Origin of the sequence: Rhizobium rhododendri, from assembly GCF_007000325.2 — a bacterium.
Classification (GTDB): domain Bacteria; phylum Pseudomonadota; class Alphaproteobacteria; order Rhizobiales; family Rhizobiaceae; genus Rhizobium; species Rhizobium rhododendri.
On sequence record NZ_CP117267.1, the window covers coordinates 18,551 to 36,417 of the forward strand.

The 17,867-nt window shown below is 61.8% G+C and carries 13 protein-coding genes; 11 read left to right on the top strand and 2 right to left on the bottom strand.

Annotated features, from left to right (window positions below; genetic code table 11):
* The first annotated feature begins 53 nt into the window (after positions 1 to 53).
* The 7 genes from PR018_RS00115 (at position 54) to murJ (ending at position 12,131) form a co-directional block, all read left to right on the top strand.
* Positions 54 to 2,336, top strand: a complete 2,283-nt coding sequence (locus PR018_RS00115; protein WP_142823853.1) for a hybrid sensor histidine kinase/response regulator — start codon at positions 54 to 56, stop codon at positions 2,334 to 2,336.
* A gap of 121 nt (positions 2,337 to 2,457) precedes the next feature.
* A complete protein-coding gene (olsB, locus tag PR018_RS00120; protein ID WP_142823854.1) occupies positions 2,458 to 3,336 on the top strand; it encodes a l-ornithine N(alpha)-acyltransferase in 879 nt (292 codons plus the stop codon).
* A gap of 123 nt (positions 3,337 to 3,459) precedes the next feature.
* Entirely contained in the window at positions 3,460 to 4,341 is an 882-nt protein-coding gene (locus PR018_RS00125) for an alpha/beta fold hydrolase (protein WP_142823855.1), read from the top strand.
* A gap of 207 nt (positions 4,342 to 4,548) precedes the next feature.
* Positions 4,549 to 7,206 carry a DNA mismatch repair protein MutS gene (gene mutS / locus PR018_RS00130; RefSeq protein WP_142824440.1) on the top strand — a complete coding sequence of 886 codons (2,658 nt, stop codon included), beginning with the start codon at positions 4,549 to 4,551 and terminating at the stop codon, positions 7,204 to 7,206.
* A 21-nt stretch (positions 7,207 to 7,227) separates the two neighbouring features.
* Positions 7,228 to 7,530, top strand: a complete 303-nt coding sequence (locus tag PR018_RS00135) for a hypothetical protein (protein ID WP_142823856.1) — start codon at positions 7,228 to 7,230, stop codon at positions 7,528 to 7,530.
* 117 nt (positions 7,531 to 7,647) lie between these two features.
* The gene (locus tag PR018_RS00140) at positions 7,648 to 10,545 is read left to right on the top strand and encodes a [protein-PII] uridylyltransferase (protein ID WP_142823857.1); all 2,898 of its coding nucleotides are present in this window, start codon (positions 7,648 to 7,650) and stop codon (positions 10,543 to 10,545) included.
* Positions 10,542 to 12,131, top strand: a complete 1,590-nt coding sequence (murJ, locus tag PR018_RS00145) for a murein biosynthesis integral membrane protein MurJ (RefSeq protein ID WP_142823858.1) — start codon at positions 10,542 to 10,544, stop codon at positions 12,129 to 12,131. The genes PR018_RS00140 and murJ overlap by 4 nt, the downstream gene beginning before the upstream one ends.
* Here murJ and PR018_RS00150 read toward each other — a convergent pair.
* Positions 12,121 to 12,813, bottom strand: coding sequence for a TetR/AcrR family transcriptional regulator (locus PR018_RS00150; RefSeq protein ID WP_142823859.1), 693 nt, complete (start codon positions 12,811 to 12,813; stop codon positions 12,121 to 12,123). The genes murJ and PR018_RS00150 overlap by 11 nt on opposite strands.
* A gap of 103 nt (positions 12,814 to 12,916) precedes the next feature.
* Here PR018_RS00150 and PR018_RS00155 point away from each other — a divergent pair, with 103 nt between their 5' ends.
* Positions 12,917 to 14,302, top strand: a complete 1,386-nt coding sequence (locus PR018_RS00155; RefSeq protein ID WP_142823860.1) for a cytochrome P450 — start codon at positions 12,917 to 12,919, stop codon at positions 14,300 to 14,302.
* Positions 14,303 to 14,707: 405 nt separating this feature from the next.
* Entirely contained in the window at positions 14,708 to 15,577 is an 870-nt protein-coding gene (locus tag PR018_RS00160; RefSeq protein WP_142823861.1) for an aldo/keto reductase family oxidoreductase, read from the top strand.
* A 40-nt stretch (positions 15,578 to 15,617) separates the two neighbouring features.
* On the opposite strand, the gene PR018_RS00165 is transcribed toward PR018_RS00160, so the two are convergent.
* Entirely contained in the window at positions 15,618 to 16,118 is a 501-nt protein-coding gene (locus tag PR018_RS00165; RefSeq protein WP_142823862.1) for a GNAT family N-acetyltransferase, read from the bottom strand.
* 139 nt (positions 16,119 to 16,257) lie between these two features.
* On the opposite strand from PR018_RS00165, the gene PR018_RS00170 reads away from it, so the two are divergent.
* Positions 16,258 to 16,653 carry a VOC family protein gene (locus tag PR018_RS00170; protein ID WP_142823863.1) on the top strand — a complete coding sequence of 132 codons (396 nt, stop codon included), beginning with the start codon at positions 16,258 to 16,260 and terminating at the stop codon, positions 16,651 to 16,653.
* A gap of 99 nt (positions 16,654 to 16,752) precedes the next feature.
* Positions 16,753 to 17,817, top strand: coding sequence for a tryptophan--tRNA ligase (gene trpS, locus PR018_RS00175; RefSeq protein WP_142823864.1), 1,065 nt, complete (start codon positions 16,753 to 16,755; stop codon positions 17,815 to 17,817).
* Positions 17,818 to 17,867: the final 50 nt, after the last annotated feature.

Consider the following 17,867-nt stretch of genomic DNA (forward strand, 5'->3'; position numbering starts at 1 on the left):
TTTGAAAGGTTTCCGGAAGGCGTTGAGAAGGGTGGTCGTGGTAATTCGAGACCATGAACACACCGGCAGATCTCCAGAAACGTCTGTCTTCGGCCTTCGGGCAGGGCCTGAGCGAGCCGCCGGGTAACCCTGCCGTGACGCCGGTGGAGAATTCCGGATCCACTGCCCCCGACGCATGGCTCTCCTCAAGCCGTTTAGGCCGCTTATGGCTCGGCGGCGCCGGTGTTGTCGCCGGTGGCCTGTTGCTTGCCGCAGGCTACGTGGCAGGCGCGGCAGCCCTAGCGGGTGTCGTCGGTATCTTTGGTCTCGCGGTCCTGTTTGCGGCCGTCATCGGCCGGTCGGTCACCAGATCAGCACCGCTGGCGTCAGCTGAACCGCACGCAAGCGCAACTGCGATCAATGACCAGCCTGCACAGCCGCTAAATTTCTTGTCGGATATCCACGACGCCCTCGGTGATATCGCCGTCACGCGCGGTCTGAACCGCCGCATTCTCCACGCCAATGCGACGTTCCGGCTGGTGACGGGCAAGGCGCGACCCGAAGGCATGACCTGCGACGAGATCGGTATTGCCTTCCGACCGGACGACCGGCCCGATCATTACGATGTGGAGATCGCCACGCCGCAGGGGCAGCGCATCTATGCCTGGCGCGATGTGATGATGCGCGATCCCGCCTCCGGCCAGTTGCGCATCGAGAGCATTGCTCGCGACATCACCGACCAACGCCTTGCCACGCGCGAACGCGAACAGGCCCGCCTGAAGGCGGAGCATGAGAGCGCGGCAAAATCCCAGCTCCTCGCTACCGTCAGCCATGAAATCCGCACGCCACTGTCGGGAATCATGGGCATGAGCCACTTGATCGGCCAGACGGGATTGACCCCCGCGCAGGAAAGCTACCTGGATGGAATACGCCAATCGGGCCAGGCGCTGGTCCAGCTGGTCGAGGACCTGCTGGATTTTTCCACGCTCGAGAGCGGCCGTTTCCAGATCCATCCGCGCGCCGAATCACTGCGCCGGCTGATCGAGAGTGTCGTCGAGATGCTTGCCCACCGTGCCCATGAGAAGGGCATCGAGATCGGCGCGACCGTTCATTCTGACATTCCCGAGCTGATGAGCTTCGACCCCGCACGATTGCGCCAGGTTTTGTTCAACGTGATCGGCAATGCGGTCAAATTTACCCAGAGAGGCGGCGTATTGGTGCGCGCGGCCTACGACGACGGAGACTTGGTCATTACAGTTCAGGACAGCGGCCCGGGCATGACGCCCGAAGAACAAGCCCGCGTTTTCGGCGCATTCGAGCAGGCCGGCGACGCTTCGGAAAAGAGCGGCGGCACGGGCCTCGGCTTGACTATTTCCGCCCGCATAGTCGAAGAATTTGGCGGCAGGATGTCGGTCGTCAGCGAAAGAGGCGTCGGTAGCCAGTTCATCGTGCGGTTCCCGGTCGAGCTGCCCGCCAACCAGCTCAGTCGGAACCATCGTGCCACGATGCTGAAATCCTCCCGCGTGCTGCTGATTGCCCCGGACGGTCCCGCCGCCACGGCCACAGCAGAGACCATCCGCATGCTTGGCGGCACCTGCCGGCTGATCGAGGCCGGCGATGCCGGGAATTTCACGCTGGATACGCTGATGGAGGCCGAGGGGCCTCCGACGGACGTCATCGTCGACAATCGCATGGCGCCGCAATTTCTTTCCCAGTTCGCCGATCGTCTCGGTGTCATTGCGCCCGGCCTGCGCCGCATTTTCTTGGTGACGCCGGAGCAGCGCAACGCAGAGGAATTCGACATGTTCGACGCCTGGCTGATCAGGCCGTTGCGCGAGCAATCGCTGATCGACGTCTTGCGCGGCCGGATGCGCGGTATGGAGCGACGGGATGCCATCAATGACAACCAGCCCGGTTTCATGACCTTGCCCGAGCTGCCGGAGGGTACCGGAATTTCCATCGTGTTGGCCGAGGACGATCCGGTCAATGCCATGCTGGTGCGCGCTGTACTCACCAAGGCGGGGCATGCCGTCGATGTCGTGCAGGATGTCGAGAGCCTGCTCGACCGAGCCTGGCATGCCGGCCACAGTCGCCCCGACATTATCGTCACCGATCTGTCGATGCCTGGTGGCGACGGGGTCGAAATGCTGGGACGGCTGCGCGCCCACGAGCGCCGGCAGGGATTGTCGCCGGTGCCCGTCATCGTCCTGACAGCTGATAGCCGCGATGAAACCCGCCGCGCCGCGCTTTTGAACGGTGCCAGCATCGTGCTTGCAAAGCCCGCCGATCCGCAGCGGCTGATCCAGGAGGTCGAGACGCTAGCTGCAATGACGGTCGACTTCGCACGACTGTCGTAAAGCTGCCAATTAGCGCTTCCGATGGTGCTGCGTCGCCTTGCATTTGGCGACGCAGCATGTCACTTTCTTGTCGCAAGAATTTGCTTTATGGCGATCAAACAACCCAAAGTCGGGAAACGCCATGTCCATCGAAATGTTAAATCGCGAAGTTCAGGGCGACACTGTTCAAAATATCAAAAAAACGAGCGCCCCAGTGACTGGGGACGTGTTCGGCCGAATCGGTAATCTGGAAACGCGCCTTGCCCGTAACGAGCGCGAAATCGACGCTGCCCAGGCGGTGCGCTATCGCGTATTCGTCGAGGAGATGCACGCCCAGTTGCCAGCCGAGGCGATGCGCCTGAAGCGCGACGTCGATAGCTGGGATGCTATCTGCGATCATCTGCTGGTGCTCGATCATTCCATCGAAGGCGATACCGAGGACCAGATTGTCGGCACGTACCGGCTACTGCGGCAGGAAGTCGCCATGGCCCACGGTGGTTTCTACTCCGCTTCGGAATTTGCCACCGATGCCCTGATCGCCCGTCATGCGGACAAGCAGTTCATGGAACTCGGCCGCTCCTGCGTGCTGCCGGCCTATCGCACAAAACGGATCGTCGAGCTCTTGTGGCAGGGCAATTGGGCCTACGCGCTGAAACACGGCATGGGCGCCATGTTCGGCTGCGCTTCCTTCCCAGGCATACGGCCTGAAGAGCATGCGCTGGCTTTGTCTTTCCTCTACCACAACGTGCGTGCCCAAGGTGAATGGGCGGCAGACGCGCTTCCCTCGCTCGCCCGCACAATGGACCTGATGCCGGCCGAGGCGATCAATGCACGCAAAGCGCTGATGGCGATGCCGCCGCTGATCAAGGGATATCTTCGCCTCGGTGCGATGGTGGGCACGCAGGCCGTTGTCGATCATGCCTTCAATACCACCGATGTGCTGATCGTGCTGCCGATCGCCAGCATTTCCGATCGCTATGTCAACCACTACGGCGCGCAGGCGGATCGCTTCCTGAGCTAGACGCCCGCCGGTCTTGACGAAATCATCACCTTGATCGATGCAATGCCTTGCCTTGGTGGCCACGCATCCTAAACTTCAATGCACGCGTGAATTGTCGCGGTGAAGTGGAGGGTCGCAAGCGTCATGAGAACTGTAGTCGCCGGCGTTCTGGACATCGCCTACTACGAAACGGGCCGCGTCGACGGAGCGCCCGTCATACTCCTCCACGGATTTCCCTACGACCCCCATGCCTATGAGGCTGTAGCCGAGCGGCTGGCGGCAGCCGGAAAGCGCTGTATCGTACCCTTTTTGCGCGGCTATGGCGCAACCCGCTTTCTCGATCCGGACACGCCGCGCTCAGGCGAACAGGCAGCGCTCGGTGCCGATCTGCTGGCCCTGATGGATGCGCTGTCGATCCCGTCGGCAGTTCTTGCGGGCTATGATTGGGGCGGTCGCGCAGCCTGCATCGTCGCAGCACTTTGGCCTGACCGGGTGCGGGGACTGGTCAGCGGCGGGACCGGATACAACATCCAGAACATCGCCAGATCTGTGGAACCGGACACGCCGGAGGCGGAATACCGGTTCTGGTACCAGTATTACTTTCACAGCGAACGCGGCAGGATTGGGCTGGCCGCCGACCGGCGAGGTCTCTGCCGGCTGCTTTGGCGTCTGTGGTCGCCGACTTGGTCCTTCGACGAGGAGACGTTCGCCCGCAGCGCTTCCGCCTTCGACAATCCCGATTTTGTCGCTACCGTGATCCATTCCTATCGCCACCGGTTCGGTCTCGTTGCGGGTGACCCCGCCTACGCGGAGATCGAGCGGCATCTCGCGGCCCAACCGGCCATCGCGACGCCGACCATCGTCCTGCAAGGCGGCGACGATGGAGTAGACCCGCCGAGCCCGGCAGACGCGGTCCATCTTCATTTCACCGGGCCGTACGAGCGATTGGTCTTGCCCGGCGCCGGCCACAACCTGCCGCAGGAGGCGCCTGAGGCTTTTGCGGACGCAGTGCTGGCGGTCGGCTAGGGCATCGGGGCTGCAAACCGCAAAACGTCCTGTGGGCGATACGTGGTGTCGTCCCGATTGCTGTTGTCTTGCCCGCCTCCGCGCAGATAGGGTGCCGGCTTGTTTTGGGACAGAAAAATCACAGTGAACGAACGCATCGCACCCAGGATCGAGCCTTACTCGGCAAGCGAGCTTGCCACTGACGCAAGCCGCGCGTCGGCAACGCCGATGATGGAGCAGTACATAGAGATCAAGGCGAACAATCCCGGTTCGCTGCTGTTCTATCGCATGGGCGATTTCTACGAGTTGTTCTTCGAGGATGCCGTCGAGGCGTCGCGCGCTCTGGGCATCACGCTGACGAAACGCGGCCAGCACATGGGGCAGGATATCCCGATGTGCGGCGTGCCGGTTCACGCCTCCGACGATTACCTGCAGAAGCTGATCTCGTTGGGCTTCCGTGTCGCCGTCTGCGAGCAGATCGAAGACCCGGCCGAGGCAAAGAAGCGCGGTGGCAAATCCGTCGTCAGGCGGGATGTCGTGCGGCTGGTGACGCCAGGCACGATCACCGAGGAAAAACTGCTTTCGCCGTCCGAATCCAATTATCTGATGGCACTCACCCGCATCCGTGGCGGCAGCGAGCCGCAGCTGGCGCTCGCCTGGATCGACATCTCGACCGGCATTTTCCGGCTGGCCGAGACCGATCAGTCGCGTCTGCTCTCCGACATCATCCGCATCGATCCGCGCGAGTTGATCCTGCCCGACACGATGTTTCACGATCCGGAGCTCAAGCCCGTGTTCGATGTGCTGGGGCGCGTGGCGGTGCCGCAGCCATCGGTGCTGTTCGATAGCGCCAGTGCCGAAGGACGTATCACCCGCTATTTTGGCGTCGCGACGCTCGACGGATTTGGCAGCTTTACCCGCGCCGAGCTTGCCGCCGCTGCTGCAGCCGTTGCCTATGTCGAAAAGACCCAGATCGCCGAGCGCCCGCCACTCGGCCGGCCGGAGCGCGAAAGCGGCGCCTCGACGCTGTTCATCGATCCCGCCACCCGCGCCAATCTGGAACTGGTACGGACCCAGTCTGGAGACCGCAACGGCACGCTGCTGAAAGCCGTCGATCGCACCGTGACAGGCGGCGGTGCTCGGTTGCTGGCCGAACGGCTGATGTCACCGCTGACGGATCCCGCGCGTATCAATGCCCGGCTTGATTCGATAGGCTTCCTGCTCGAGGAGCCCTCCCTCTGCAGCGATCTGCGGTCAGCCTTGAAGCACGTGCCGGATATGCCCCGCGCCCTCTCGCGACTGGCGCTCGACCGGGGCGGACCACGCGACCTGTTTGCGATTGCCAAGGGGCTGGGCGCGGCTTTCGCGATTGCCGAGATGCTGGGCGCAGCGCTGCTGCCGGGCGAACTCGACGATGCTCTTGCCGGGCTGAAGACGCTGCCGAAAGAGCTCGAATCGCTGCTCACCGGCACGCTCGCCGATGAGCTGCCGCTGTTGAAGCGTGATGGCGGCTTTCTGCGACAGGGTGCCGATGCTGATCTCGATGCGGTCCGGGCCCTGCGCGATCAGTCGCGCCGGGTGATCGCCGGGCTGCAGCTGCAATATGCCGAGGAAACCGGCATCAAGTCACTGAAGATCAAGCACAACAATGTGCTCGGCTATTTCATCGAAGTCACCGCCGGCAGTGCCGGCCCGATGATCGATACACCAGAGGCCAAGGGACGCTTCATCCATCGCCAGTCGATGGCGAATGCCATGCGATTCACGACGCCGGAACTGGCCGATCTCGAAAGCCGTATTGCCAATGCCGGCGGCCAGGCGCTGGCGATCGAACTGAAGGCTTTCGACGAAATGGTGGCAGCCGTGGTTCGCAAGGCCGAGGCGATCAAGGCAGGTGCCCGGGCGCTCGCCGTCATCGATGTCGCCGCCGGCCTGGCGTTGCTGGCCGAAGAGCAGGCCTACTGCCGGCCAACGGTGGACGATTCGAAAATGTTTGCCATCGGTGGCGGCCGCCATCCGGTGGTCGAGCAGGCCCTGCGTCGCCAGTCGGCAGGTCCTTTCGTCGCTAACAACTGTGATCTCTCACCGCGCGATGGGGCGCGGGACGGCGCCATCTGGCTGCTGACCGGCCCGAACATGGGCGGCAAGTCGACCTTCCTGCGCCAGAATGCGCTGATTGCCATTCTCGCCCAGATGGGCTGCTTCGTGCCGGCAACGTCGGCCCATATCGGCATCGTCGACCGCTTGTTTTCGCGCGTCGGTGCATCTGACGATCTTGCCCGCGGGCGCTCGACCTTCATGGTCGAAATGGTCGAGACAGCGGCCATCCTCAACCAGGCCAGCGACCGTTCGCTGGTCATCCTGGATGAAATCGGCCGTGGCACTGCGACTTTCGATGGCTTGTCGATCGCATGGGCAGCGGTCGAGCACCTGCACGAAGGCAATCGTTGCCGGGGCCTGTTTGCCACACATTTTCACGAATTGACCGCACTGTCGGAAAAACTCGGGCGTCTGGCCAACGCTACGATGCGGGTCCGGGAGTGGGATGGCGAGGTTATCTTCCTCCACGAGGTCGGACCGGGTGCCGCCGATCGCTCCTACGGAATCCAGGTGGCGCGACTGGCCGGTCTGCCGGCTTCCGTCGTGGAGCGCGCCCGCGATGTCCTGACGAGGCTTGAGGACGCCGACCGCAAGAACCCGGCATCCTCGCTGATCGACGACCTGCCGCTGTTCCAGGTGGCGGTTCGCCGCGACGAGGCGTCCCGCGCACGGGGAACGTCCAAGGTCGAAGAGGCGTTGAGGGCCATCGACCTCGATGACCTGACACCGCGCGCGGCGCTTGACGCGCTCTACGAATTGAAGAAGAAGCTCAGTGAGGCCGGCTGAAGTCGGAAACGGGATCGCGTCATGCATATCGAAAAACTGCTCACCGAAGTTCGAAATCTCTCCGACCGTTTCGTCATGCCCGAAGCGCGACCGAAGCCGGAAGCGACCATCGAGTGGCATTCCGCCCGTGGCCTGCTTGACATCGTGCTTGCTTGCGGCCGCATCTCGGATATTTCCACCCGCATTTCGGCTGCCGGTTATTGGGAGTGCGACCGCGAACTGCTGGCACAAATCGGTGCGCAGTCTCGACAGATCCTCTATCATATCAATGACATGAAGGCTATCGAGGCAAAGAATATCGCTGAAGGCCGCAGTGAAGCCTAGGCGGGACATCAGGTGTGCACGGATGCTCCCCGCGACCGGCTTCGTCCACCTTCGTCAAATATAAACACTCTGGTTTTTATGATGCCTGTCATCGGCGAGTCAGAAGGGCTATAGCGCATGGCAACGAAGAGTGAGGCGCTCCAGCAGAGGATGGCCGACAACGAGAAGCACCTTGGCCGGCGCAGGATGGCTGTCATCGATTATCCCGGCATTCTGGACGTGACCGCCGTCAGGGCCGAATGCGACGCCGTCATCGCCGCACACAAGGGCACCCGGATAGACCTGCGCAACGCGCTTTTGCCGCCTCTAAAAAGGGCCAGCCAGGAGGCACGCGAGCGCGCCCGGTTGCGGCTCTTTGCCCATGGCAGCGGTCTCGACTGCGCGCACGAGATTTCCTGGCTGCAGGACCAGCTGATCACCATCCTCTATGATGTCGCGGTCACGCAGGTCTACCCCGGCCAGAAGGACAAGTTCGCCGTCGCCGCGGTCGGTGGCTACGGTCGCGACACGCTGGCGCCGGGATCCGACATCGACCTGCTGTTCCTGTTCCAGCCAAAGCCCGAGGACGATACCCACAAGGCCGTCGAGTTCGTGCTTTATGTTCTCTGGGACATGGGCTTCAAGGTCGGTCACGCCACCCGAACCATCGAAGAGTGCATTCGCCTGTCGAAGTCGGACATGACGATCCGCACCGCCATTCTCGAAACCCGCTTCATTTGCGGTTACCGGCCTCTGGCGACCGAGCTCGAGGGGCGCTTCGACAAGGAAATCGTCATCGGCACCGGGCCGGAATTCGTTGCTGCCAAACTGGCCGAGCGCGACGAGCGTCATCGCAAGGCCGGCGATACCCGCTATCTGGTTGAACCCAACGTCAAGGAAGGCAAAGGCGGTCTGCGCGACCTGCACACGCTATTCTGGATCTCGAAATACTATTATCACGTCCGCAACACGATCGAACTCGTCAAGCTTGGCGTACTCTCGAAGAGCGAATACCGGCTGTTCGAAAAGGCCGACGATTTTCTCTGGGCGGTGCGCTGCCACATGCATTTCCTCACCAACAAGGCTGAGGAGCGGCTGTCATTCGACATCCAGCGCGAAATCGCCGAGGCGCTCGGCTATCACGCCCGTCCCGGTCTTTCTGCTGTCGAACGTTTCATGAAGCACTATTTCCTGGTGACCAAGGATGTCGGCGATCTCACGCGCATCCTTTGTGCCGCTCTGGAGGACGAGCAGGCCAAGGCAACGCCGGGGCTGTCCGGCGTGCTCAGCCGCTTCACCCACCGCTCGCGCAAGATCGCCGGCTCTATCGAGTTCGTCGAGGATCGCGGCCGCATCGCGCTCGCCAATCCCGATGTTTTCAAGCGGGATCCTGTCAGCCTGATCCGGCTGTTTCATGTCGCCGACATCAACAATTTGGAATTCCACCCCGATGCGCTGAAGCTGGTGACACGCTCGCTGTCGCTGATCGATATCCGGCTGCGCGAGGACGAGGAAGCCAACCGGCTGTTCCTGTCGATCCTGACCTCGCCCCGCGATCCGGCGCTGATCCTGCGCCGGATGAACGAGGCCGGCGTGCTCGGCCGCTTCATTCCCGAGTTCGGCAAGATCGTCGCGATGATGCAGTTCAGCATGTATCACCACTACACGGTCGACGAGCACCTGATCCGCGCCGTTGCCATCCTGTCGGAGATCGACAAGGGCAAGGCCGAGGAAATTCATCCGCTCGTGAACAAGCTGATGCCCCATGTCGAGGATCGCGAGGCCCTCTACGTCGCCGTGCTGCTGCACGATGTCGCCAAGGGTCGGCTCGAGGATCACTCGATTGCCGGCGCAAGGGTCGCCCGCAAACTGGCGGCGCGCTTCGGCCTGTCGCCGAAGCAGACCGAACTTGTCGTCTGGCTGATCGAGGAACATCTGACGATGTCGATGGTAGCCCAGACCCGCGACCTCAACGACCGCAAGACGATTATCGATTTTGCTGACCGTGTGCAGTCTCTCGAGCGGTTGAAGATGCTGGTCATCCTGACCGTCTGCGACATCCGCGCCGTTGGCCCCGGGGTCTGGAACGGCTGGAAGGGCCAGCTGCTGCGCACGCTATACTACGAGACAGAGCTGCTCCTGGCTGGCGGCTTTTCGGAAGTGTCGCGAAACGAACGCGCCAAATACGCTGCCGAGGCGTTGTTCAATGCGCTGTCCGACTGGAGCGAGCACGACCGCGAAGCCTACGTCAAGCTGCACTACCAGCCCTATCTGCTGTCCGTCTCCCTGGAAGACCAGATCCGCCATACCGGGTTCATTCGCCAGACAGACAAGGCCGGACAGGTGCTGGCGACCATGGTCCGGACCGATAGTTTCCACGCCATTACCGAGATCACGGTCCTGTCGCCCGACCATCCGCGCCTGCTGGCGGTGATTGCCGGTGCCTGTGCGGCGTCCGGCGCCAACATCGTCAACGCGCAGATTTTCACCACGGCTGACGGCCGTGCGCTCGACACCATCCATGTCAGTCGCGAGTTTCCGGACGATGCCGACGAGTTGCGTCGTGCTGCCACCATCGGCAAGATGATCGAGGACGTTTTGTCCGGTCGCAAGCTTCTTCCCGAGGTGATCGCCAATCGCACCAAGCTCAAGCGCAAGAGCAAGGCGTTCGTCGTCTCACCGTCGGCAACGATCTCCAACAGCCTGTCGAACAAGTTCACCGTCGTCGAGGTCGAGGGTCTCGACCGGACCGGACTTTTGTCGGAGGTGACGGCGGTCCTCTCCGATCTGTCGCTGGACATCCAGTCGGCCCGCATCACGACCTTCGGTGAAAAGGTCATCGATACGTTCTACGTCACCGATCTCGTCGGCCAGAAGATTTCCAACGAGAACAAGCGCGGCAACATCATCGCCCGGCTGAAGGCTGTGATGGCTGGCGAGGAGGACGAGCTGCGCCAGCGCATGCCGTCGGGCATTATCGCCCCCTCGGAGACGCCGCTCGACGATCATGAAGAAAAGGCCGGTTCCGCAGCATGAGTCTCGTACGTAAATTTGCGACCGTCGGTGGCGCGACGCTCGGCAGCCGCATGTTTGGTTTCGCCCGCGAAACACTGATGGCGGCAGCGCTCGGTACCGGGCCGATGGCCGACGTCTTCTACGCCGCCTTCCGTTTTCCCAACCTGTTTCGCCGGCTCTTTGCAGAGGGCGCTTTCAATGCCGCCTTCGTGCCTCTTTTTGCCAAGGAGATCGAGGCGAACGGCATCGACGGCGCAAAGCGGTTTTCCGAGGAAGTCTTTGGCGTGCTGTTTTCCGTGCTGTTCCTCATCACCGTGGTGATGGAACTCTGCATGCCGCTGCTGGTTCGATTTGTCATCGCGCCGGGCTTTGCCGACGATGCCGACAAGATGTCGATCACGGTGCGCATGGCGGCAGTGATGTTCCCGTATCTGATGTGCATGTCGCTGACGGCGATGATGAGCGGCATGCTGAATTCGCTGCATCATTTCTTCGCTGCCGCCATCGCGCCGGTTTTCCTCAACGTGGTGATGATCGGCGCGCTGCTCTACGCGCTCTATGTCGGCGCGCCACCGCTTTCGACTGCCTGGTATATGTCCTGGGGTGTGCTGGTCGCCGGCATCCTGCAGCTGGCTGTCGTCTATTTCGGCGTGCTGCATGCCGGCATCTCGATCGGTATCCGCTTTCCGAAAATCACGCCCAACGTCAAGCGGCTGCTTATTCTGGCAGTTCCTGCCGCGATTACCGGCGGCATTACCCAGATCAACCAGATGATCGGCCAGGCCATCGCCTCCAGCCAGGAAGGCGCCATCGCCGCCCTGCAATATGCCGACCGCATCTACCAGCTGCCGCTCGGTGTCGTCGGCGTCGCAGTCGGCGTCGTGCTGCTGCCGGAACTTGCCCGTTCGCTGAAGGGCGGCAACCTGCGCGAGGCCGGCAACCTGCAGAACCGCTCGATCGAATTCGTGCTGTTCATGACCATTCCCGCCGCCTTCGCGTTGTGGATCCTCTCCGACGAGATCATCCGGCTGCTCTACGAGCGCGGCGCTTTCCACGCGCAGAACACCGCCGTCGTCGGCGCTATCCTTGCCATCTACGGCATCGGCCTGCCTGCCTTCGTCATGATCAAGGCGCTGCAGCCGGGCTTTTACGCCCGCGAGGATACGAAAACGCCGATGCGCTTTTCCGCTGTCGCCGTCGCTGTGAACTGCGCCACGGCGCTGACCCTATTCCCGCATATGGGCGCTCCCGGCATTGCAGTGGCCGAGGCGACGGCAGGCTGGATCAGCACGGTACTGCTGTTTGGCACGCTCCTGCGTCGCGGCCACCTGGTGTGGGAATGGGCGCTGGCCCGCCGTGCCGCGCTGCTGGTCGTGGCCGCCTGCGTCATGGGTGCCGTCATCTTTTATCTGAAGCAGCGCTGGGCACCCGAACTGGCGTCCAGTGCATCGCTACCGACCAAGCTCGGCACTCTCGGCTTGTTGATCGCCATTTCGATGGTTGTCTATTTCGCCACCGCCTTCCTCATCGGCGGCGCAAATCTTGGCATGATTCGCCGAAACCTCAATCGCAAGCCGGTGGCAAAGGATGAGGGGCCTACAGCGTGACGACTGCCTGGGGCGACAGGGTTGTCTCGCGGATTTCTTCGAATGCCTGCCTTGCGGCGGGGCTGAGATAAGGGCGGAAAAGCGCGGATACCTGGTTGATACCCCAGTCCAGGTGCTCCTCTCCGAGCGCCGATACCCGCTGCTGCAGGTTGAGATACACGGCCCAGTAGGTGGCGACGATCCACACATTTGCCAGCAGAGGCGCCCTGTCGTCGGCTGGTACGGTGATCAGGGCCTCGCTTTCCATACGCTTCAGGATTTCGTCCAGCGCGTGGCCCATCAGCGTGCTGACACTCCGGATTGCCTCGGCGAGCGATGGAGCAACCGCAAGCAGGTCGACAAGGTCGCGAAACAGGAAGCGATAGTCCCAAACGAGCGAAAACCACTGGCGCAGAAGGCCGGGATAGCTCGCCGGATCGTTGGCAGGAGCGGAGTGCGCGCTCGTGACAAAGCCGGCCGCCGCCGTCTCGAACCCTGAAAACAGGCTGGTGATCAGCGACTCCTTGGTGCGGAAGTGGTAATAAAGGTTTCCCTCGTTGATCCCGACCATGCCGGCAATCTCGGCTGTAGTCACACGACCGGGGCTCTTTTCATTGAACAGCGAAAGCGCTGCGACCAGGATCCTGTCGCGCGTGGGCATGCGTTTCTTCGACTTTCCTGCCGGCAAATCACCATCGACCATATCCGCCCCTTGCAAATATAAGGTATTCACCTTATTTCTCTTTAAGGTAATCACCTTAAGGTAGACGCTATCGCAGTTTCTGCGTTCGAACAAGGAGCCAGGCATGCAAGCCGCAACCGCAGTGCCCTCATCGTCCAACTTGCCGTTTATTCCCCGCCGGTCCACCGCCGCAGCAATTGTCGCGGTGATCAGAAATCCGCTGCAGGCCTTGCCCCCGCAAGTGTTCACGGAACGCGTGGTTTTCGCCAAGCGCGCCGGCAAGACTCATGTCTATCTCACCGATCCCGTCCTCATTCACGAAGCTCTCGTTGGCAATGCGGATGCGCTGAGCAAGGGCGAGAATGTGCGCAGGGCGCTGGGTCCGGCCCTCGGCGAAGGGCTTCTCACTGCCGACGGGTCGCACTGGAAATGGCAGCGACAGGCAGTCGCCGGCGCATTTCGCCATGATCGGCTTGTCGAACTGCAACCCGCCATGATCGCAGCGGCGGAAACCACCCGGGACCGGCTTCTGGCAGCCGAGGGCAGCACCGTCGATATCGGCCACGAAATGATGCGCACCACCTTCGACATTATCGTCGAGACCATGATGTCGGGCGGCCATGGAATCGACGTGGCGCGGGTCGAGCAGGGGATCACCGACTACCTGAAACCTAGCGGTTGGACATTCGCACTCGCCATGCTCGGCGCTCCGGAATGGGTTCCCTTTCCCGGTCGCGGCAAGGCGCGGGATGCAGTGGCGTTTTTGCGCTCGAGCCTCGCCAGGGTCATCGCCGAGCGCCGGGTTGCGCCCGATGCCCGTTACGACCTCGTATCGATGCTGCTCTCCGCCTCCGATCCGGAAAGCGGCCGTAGCATGAGCGACGGCGAAATCGTTGATAACCTCATGACCTTCATTACGGCTGGACACGAGACGACGGCGCTGGGCCTTGCCTGGACACTCCATCTCCTGGCAAAGCACCCGGAATATGAGGCCGCTGTCCTCGCGGAAATCGCAACGGTGACCGGGGGAGGCCCGCTGCGCCCGGAACACGTCGCGAGGCTCGGCTACACCAGGCAAGTCTTCTCGGAGGCCATGCGGCTCTATCCGCCGGCTCCCATCATCACCCGGACGGCCTTGCGTGAGTTCGCACTGGGCGAATTCAGGATCCCGGCAGGTGCGGATATCTACGTGCCGATCTACGCACTCCATCGTCATCCGTCGCTCTGGTCCGATCCCGAGACATTCGATCCCGCTCGGTTTGCCCCGGATGCCGCCAAGGCCCGCCACCGTTACGCCTACATGCCGTTCGGGGCAGGGCCACGGGTCTGTATCGGCAATGCTTTCGCCGTCATGGAGGCCGTCGCTATCCTCGCTGTACTCTTGCCAGCGCTGAGGCTCGGCAATCATGGTGCGGCAGATAAGAAGGCCATCATGAAAGTCACGCTGCGTCCCAAGGAAAACCTGATGATGGTCGTGCGTAAACGTGCCGCCCCGTCTCAGTCTTCATAGGCGTTGCACGAAGCTGAAAGCGGTACAAATGCTATACGCAAGTTTCGTAATATACCAAGCTCAGGCGAGGATGCGGCTCGCTGCTGCCGCGCTCCATGGCAATGATTGCTGAGGACGCGATAAGGAGAGGGCTGCTTGATGCAGTACGATTGGACAGGTGTCCGCACAAAAAGGGTAAGACGGTTTAAACAGGTCTCGCTGACACTCCTCAGCATGCTGATGCTCTATTGGGTGAGCCTGCAGATACGCTGATGTTGCCGCTTTCGTGCAGCGCTCGGTACTCCATCATGCCATGGGGGCGGGCGCCGTCATTGTTCACGATGCCGCACAGCCTGTGCGGATTGCGGTTATTTCCAGATGGGGCAGCGAGCCCTATTTCTACCTCCTGCTTCACAGGAGAAAGCCATGTCCGCTACCCATCAGCCAGACACATTCACTCTCGGCAGTCACAGCGTCAAACGCATGGGCTACGGCGCCATGCAGCTTGCCGGACCCGGCGTGTTCGGGCCGCCCCGTGATCGTGACGCCGCCATCGCTGTGCTCCGCGCCGCTGTCGAGGCCGGGGTCGATCACATCGACACCAGCGACTTCTACGGTCCGCATATCACCAACCAATTGATCCGCGAGGCGCTTCACCCCTATGCCGACGATCTGGTGATCGTCACCAAGATCGGTGCCAAGCGTGGCTCGGACGCATCGTGGAACCCGGCCTTCTCTGCTGCCGAGTTGACCGAGGCCGTGCACGACAATCTGCGCAACCTTGGCCTCGATGTGCTCGATGTCGTCAACCTGCGCCTGATGTTCAGCGCCCATGGGCCGGCCGAAGGCTCGCTCGAGGCGCCCATGACCGTATTGGCCGACCTGCAGCGCCAGGGCCTCGTACGCCACATCGGGCTCAGCAATGCCACCCCGACGCAGATTGCCGAAGGCCGGCGTATCGCAGACATCGTCTGCATCCAGAACATGTACAATCTCGCCCACCGCAGCGACGACGCGCTGATCGACGATCTCGCCCGCGACGGCATCGCCTATGTGCCGTTCTTTCCGCTTGGTGGTTTCAGCCCGCTGCAGTCCTCGGCTCTCGACAGCGTCGCTGCGAGCCTTGGCGCCACGCCGATGCAGGTTGCCCTTGCCTGGCTCCTCCGCCGCTCTCCCAACATCCTGCTCATTCCTGGCACCTCGTCCGTCGGGCATCTCAAGGAAAATCTGGCTGCTGCCGACCTTCAGCTTACCGAAGATGTCCTCAGGGCCCTCGACGGCGTGTCTGCTGGCTAAGGCAAACTCGGGGCGCCGCACTGCAATGGTGCGGTGCCCTCTAGCTGGATAGCCTCGCCCACCGCTCATGGTCGCGCCATTCGCCGGCGATCTTGAGGTATCTTTCGGAAAAGCCTTCGCGCTGAAATCCGGCTCGCCGCACCAGGGCCAGTGACGCAACATTATCCGGCTGGATGTTTGCTTCCAGCCGATGCAAACCAATTTCCGCGAAAGCGTGTTTGCAGACGCTATCGACCGCCTCGGTCATGAAGCCTTTCCGCGAAAGCCCGGAAATGCCGTAATAGCTGAGGTATCCGCTTCGGAACGCGCCCCAAACAATCTCGCTGATATTCACCACGCCGACGATGGAACCGCTTGCTCGCTCGCGTGCGACGAAGCCGAGGTTGGGTCCGGTTATCGTCCTGGCGTACCACGCGTCGAAGCCATCCATATCCGTGAATGGAGCAATCCAGGGCGCATGAAAAGCTCTGCTCTTCCTGTTTGCCTCGATGAGGTCTTCAGCATCCGAAATATGGACGCGATCGATTTGAATGTTCGGCATATGCTTCCTTTAGTTCCGCCGACAACGCCCGTAAAGTATGGTGGCCGTCGATATCCCGACGACCCTTTGCCTAACTCGACGGTGGGCGTCCGCCCTAAGTAACCCACGACACCATCGTCCAGATAACAGAGAGCCCGACATGTCCGACCGATCCGTCTTTCTCGTCACCCTCGTTGTCGACGATTACGATGCTGCAAAGGCATTTTATTGCGACGCGCTTGGATTTGATTGCCAGCAGGATGAGGTGCAGGACGATGGCAAGCGCTGGGTCGTGGTGCGGCCTCCGGGCAAGGATGGGGCAGCGTTGCTGCTGGCGAGGGCGGAGGGTGAAGATCAGCGTGCGGCAATCGGCAACCAAACCGGCGGTCGCGTCGGCTTTTTCCTGAAGACCAGCGATTTCGCCCGCGATCACGCCACCATGCTGGACAAGGGCGTCACCTTCCTGGAGGCGCCCCGGCGCGAAATCTATGGCACGGTCGCGGTGTTTGCCGATCCCTATGGCAACCGCTGGGATCTGATCGAGCATTCTGCCTGAGATCCCTCTTGCTCGGCAGGTTGTCGCCGTGCATAAGCCGCGATGTTGCAACATGGGCGGAAAAGCCCTGGGGCCTTCCACAAGCCTATTGAGGACGACATGACCGAATTCAAGAAACTCGTATTTTCCGGCGTCCAGCCGACCGGCAACCTGCATCTCGGTAATTATCTCGGCGCCATCAAGAAATTCGTAGCGCTGCAGGACAATAACGACTGCATCTACTGCGTCGTCGACATGCACGCATTGACTGCGCAACTCGTCCACGACGACATGCCTGGCCAGATCCGCTCGATTACCGCAGCTTTTCTCGCTGCCGGCATCGACCCCGAAAAGCATATCGTCTTCGCCCAGTCGTCCGTGCCCCAGCACGCCGAACTCGCCTGGATCTTCAATTGCGTTGCCCGCATCGGCTGGATGAACCGCATGACGCAGTTCAAGGACAAGGCTGGCAAGGATCGTGAAAATGCCTCGCTCGGGCTCTACGCCTATCCAAGCCTGATGGCGGCCGATATTCTCGTCTATCGCGGCACGCATGTGCCCGTCGGCGATGACCAGAAGCAGCATCTGGAGCTTGCCCGCGACATCGCCATGAAGTTCAACATCGACTACGCCGAGCACATCCGCCGCGCTGGCACCGGGCTTGATATCGTCGTTGGCGAACAGCCGGTGCATGCCTTCTTCCCGCTGGTGGAACCGCTGATCGATGGCCCTGCGCCGCGTGTCATGTCGCTGAAGGATGGCTCCAAGAAGATGTCGAAGTCGGATCCATCGGACCTGTCGCGCATCAACCTGATGGACGACGAGGAGACCATCTCCAAGAAGATCCGCAAGGCGAAGACCGATCCGGATGGCTTGCCGAGCGAGATCGCCGGACTTGCCGGGCGCCCGGAAGCCGACAATCTCGTCGGCATCTACGCAGCACTTGCCGACAAGACCAAGGCGGAGGTCCTCGCCGAATTCGGCGGCCAGCAGTTCTCGGTTTTCAAGCCGGCGCTGGTCGATGTCGCGGTTGCTACCCTGGCGCCGATCACCGGCGAAATGCGCCGGCTGATGGCCGACCCCGGTCATATCGATGCCGTGCTGCGCGATGGTGGAGCAAGGGCCCGGGCCCGGGCCGAAGTCACCATGCAGCAGGTCCGCGATATCGTCGGCTTCATCTCCTAGGTCACGTGTCCAGTCTCCTTCTCCCTGCTGGGGAGAAGGAGAAGACGGGG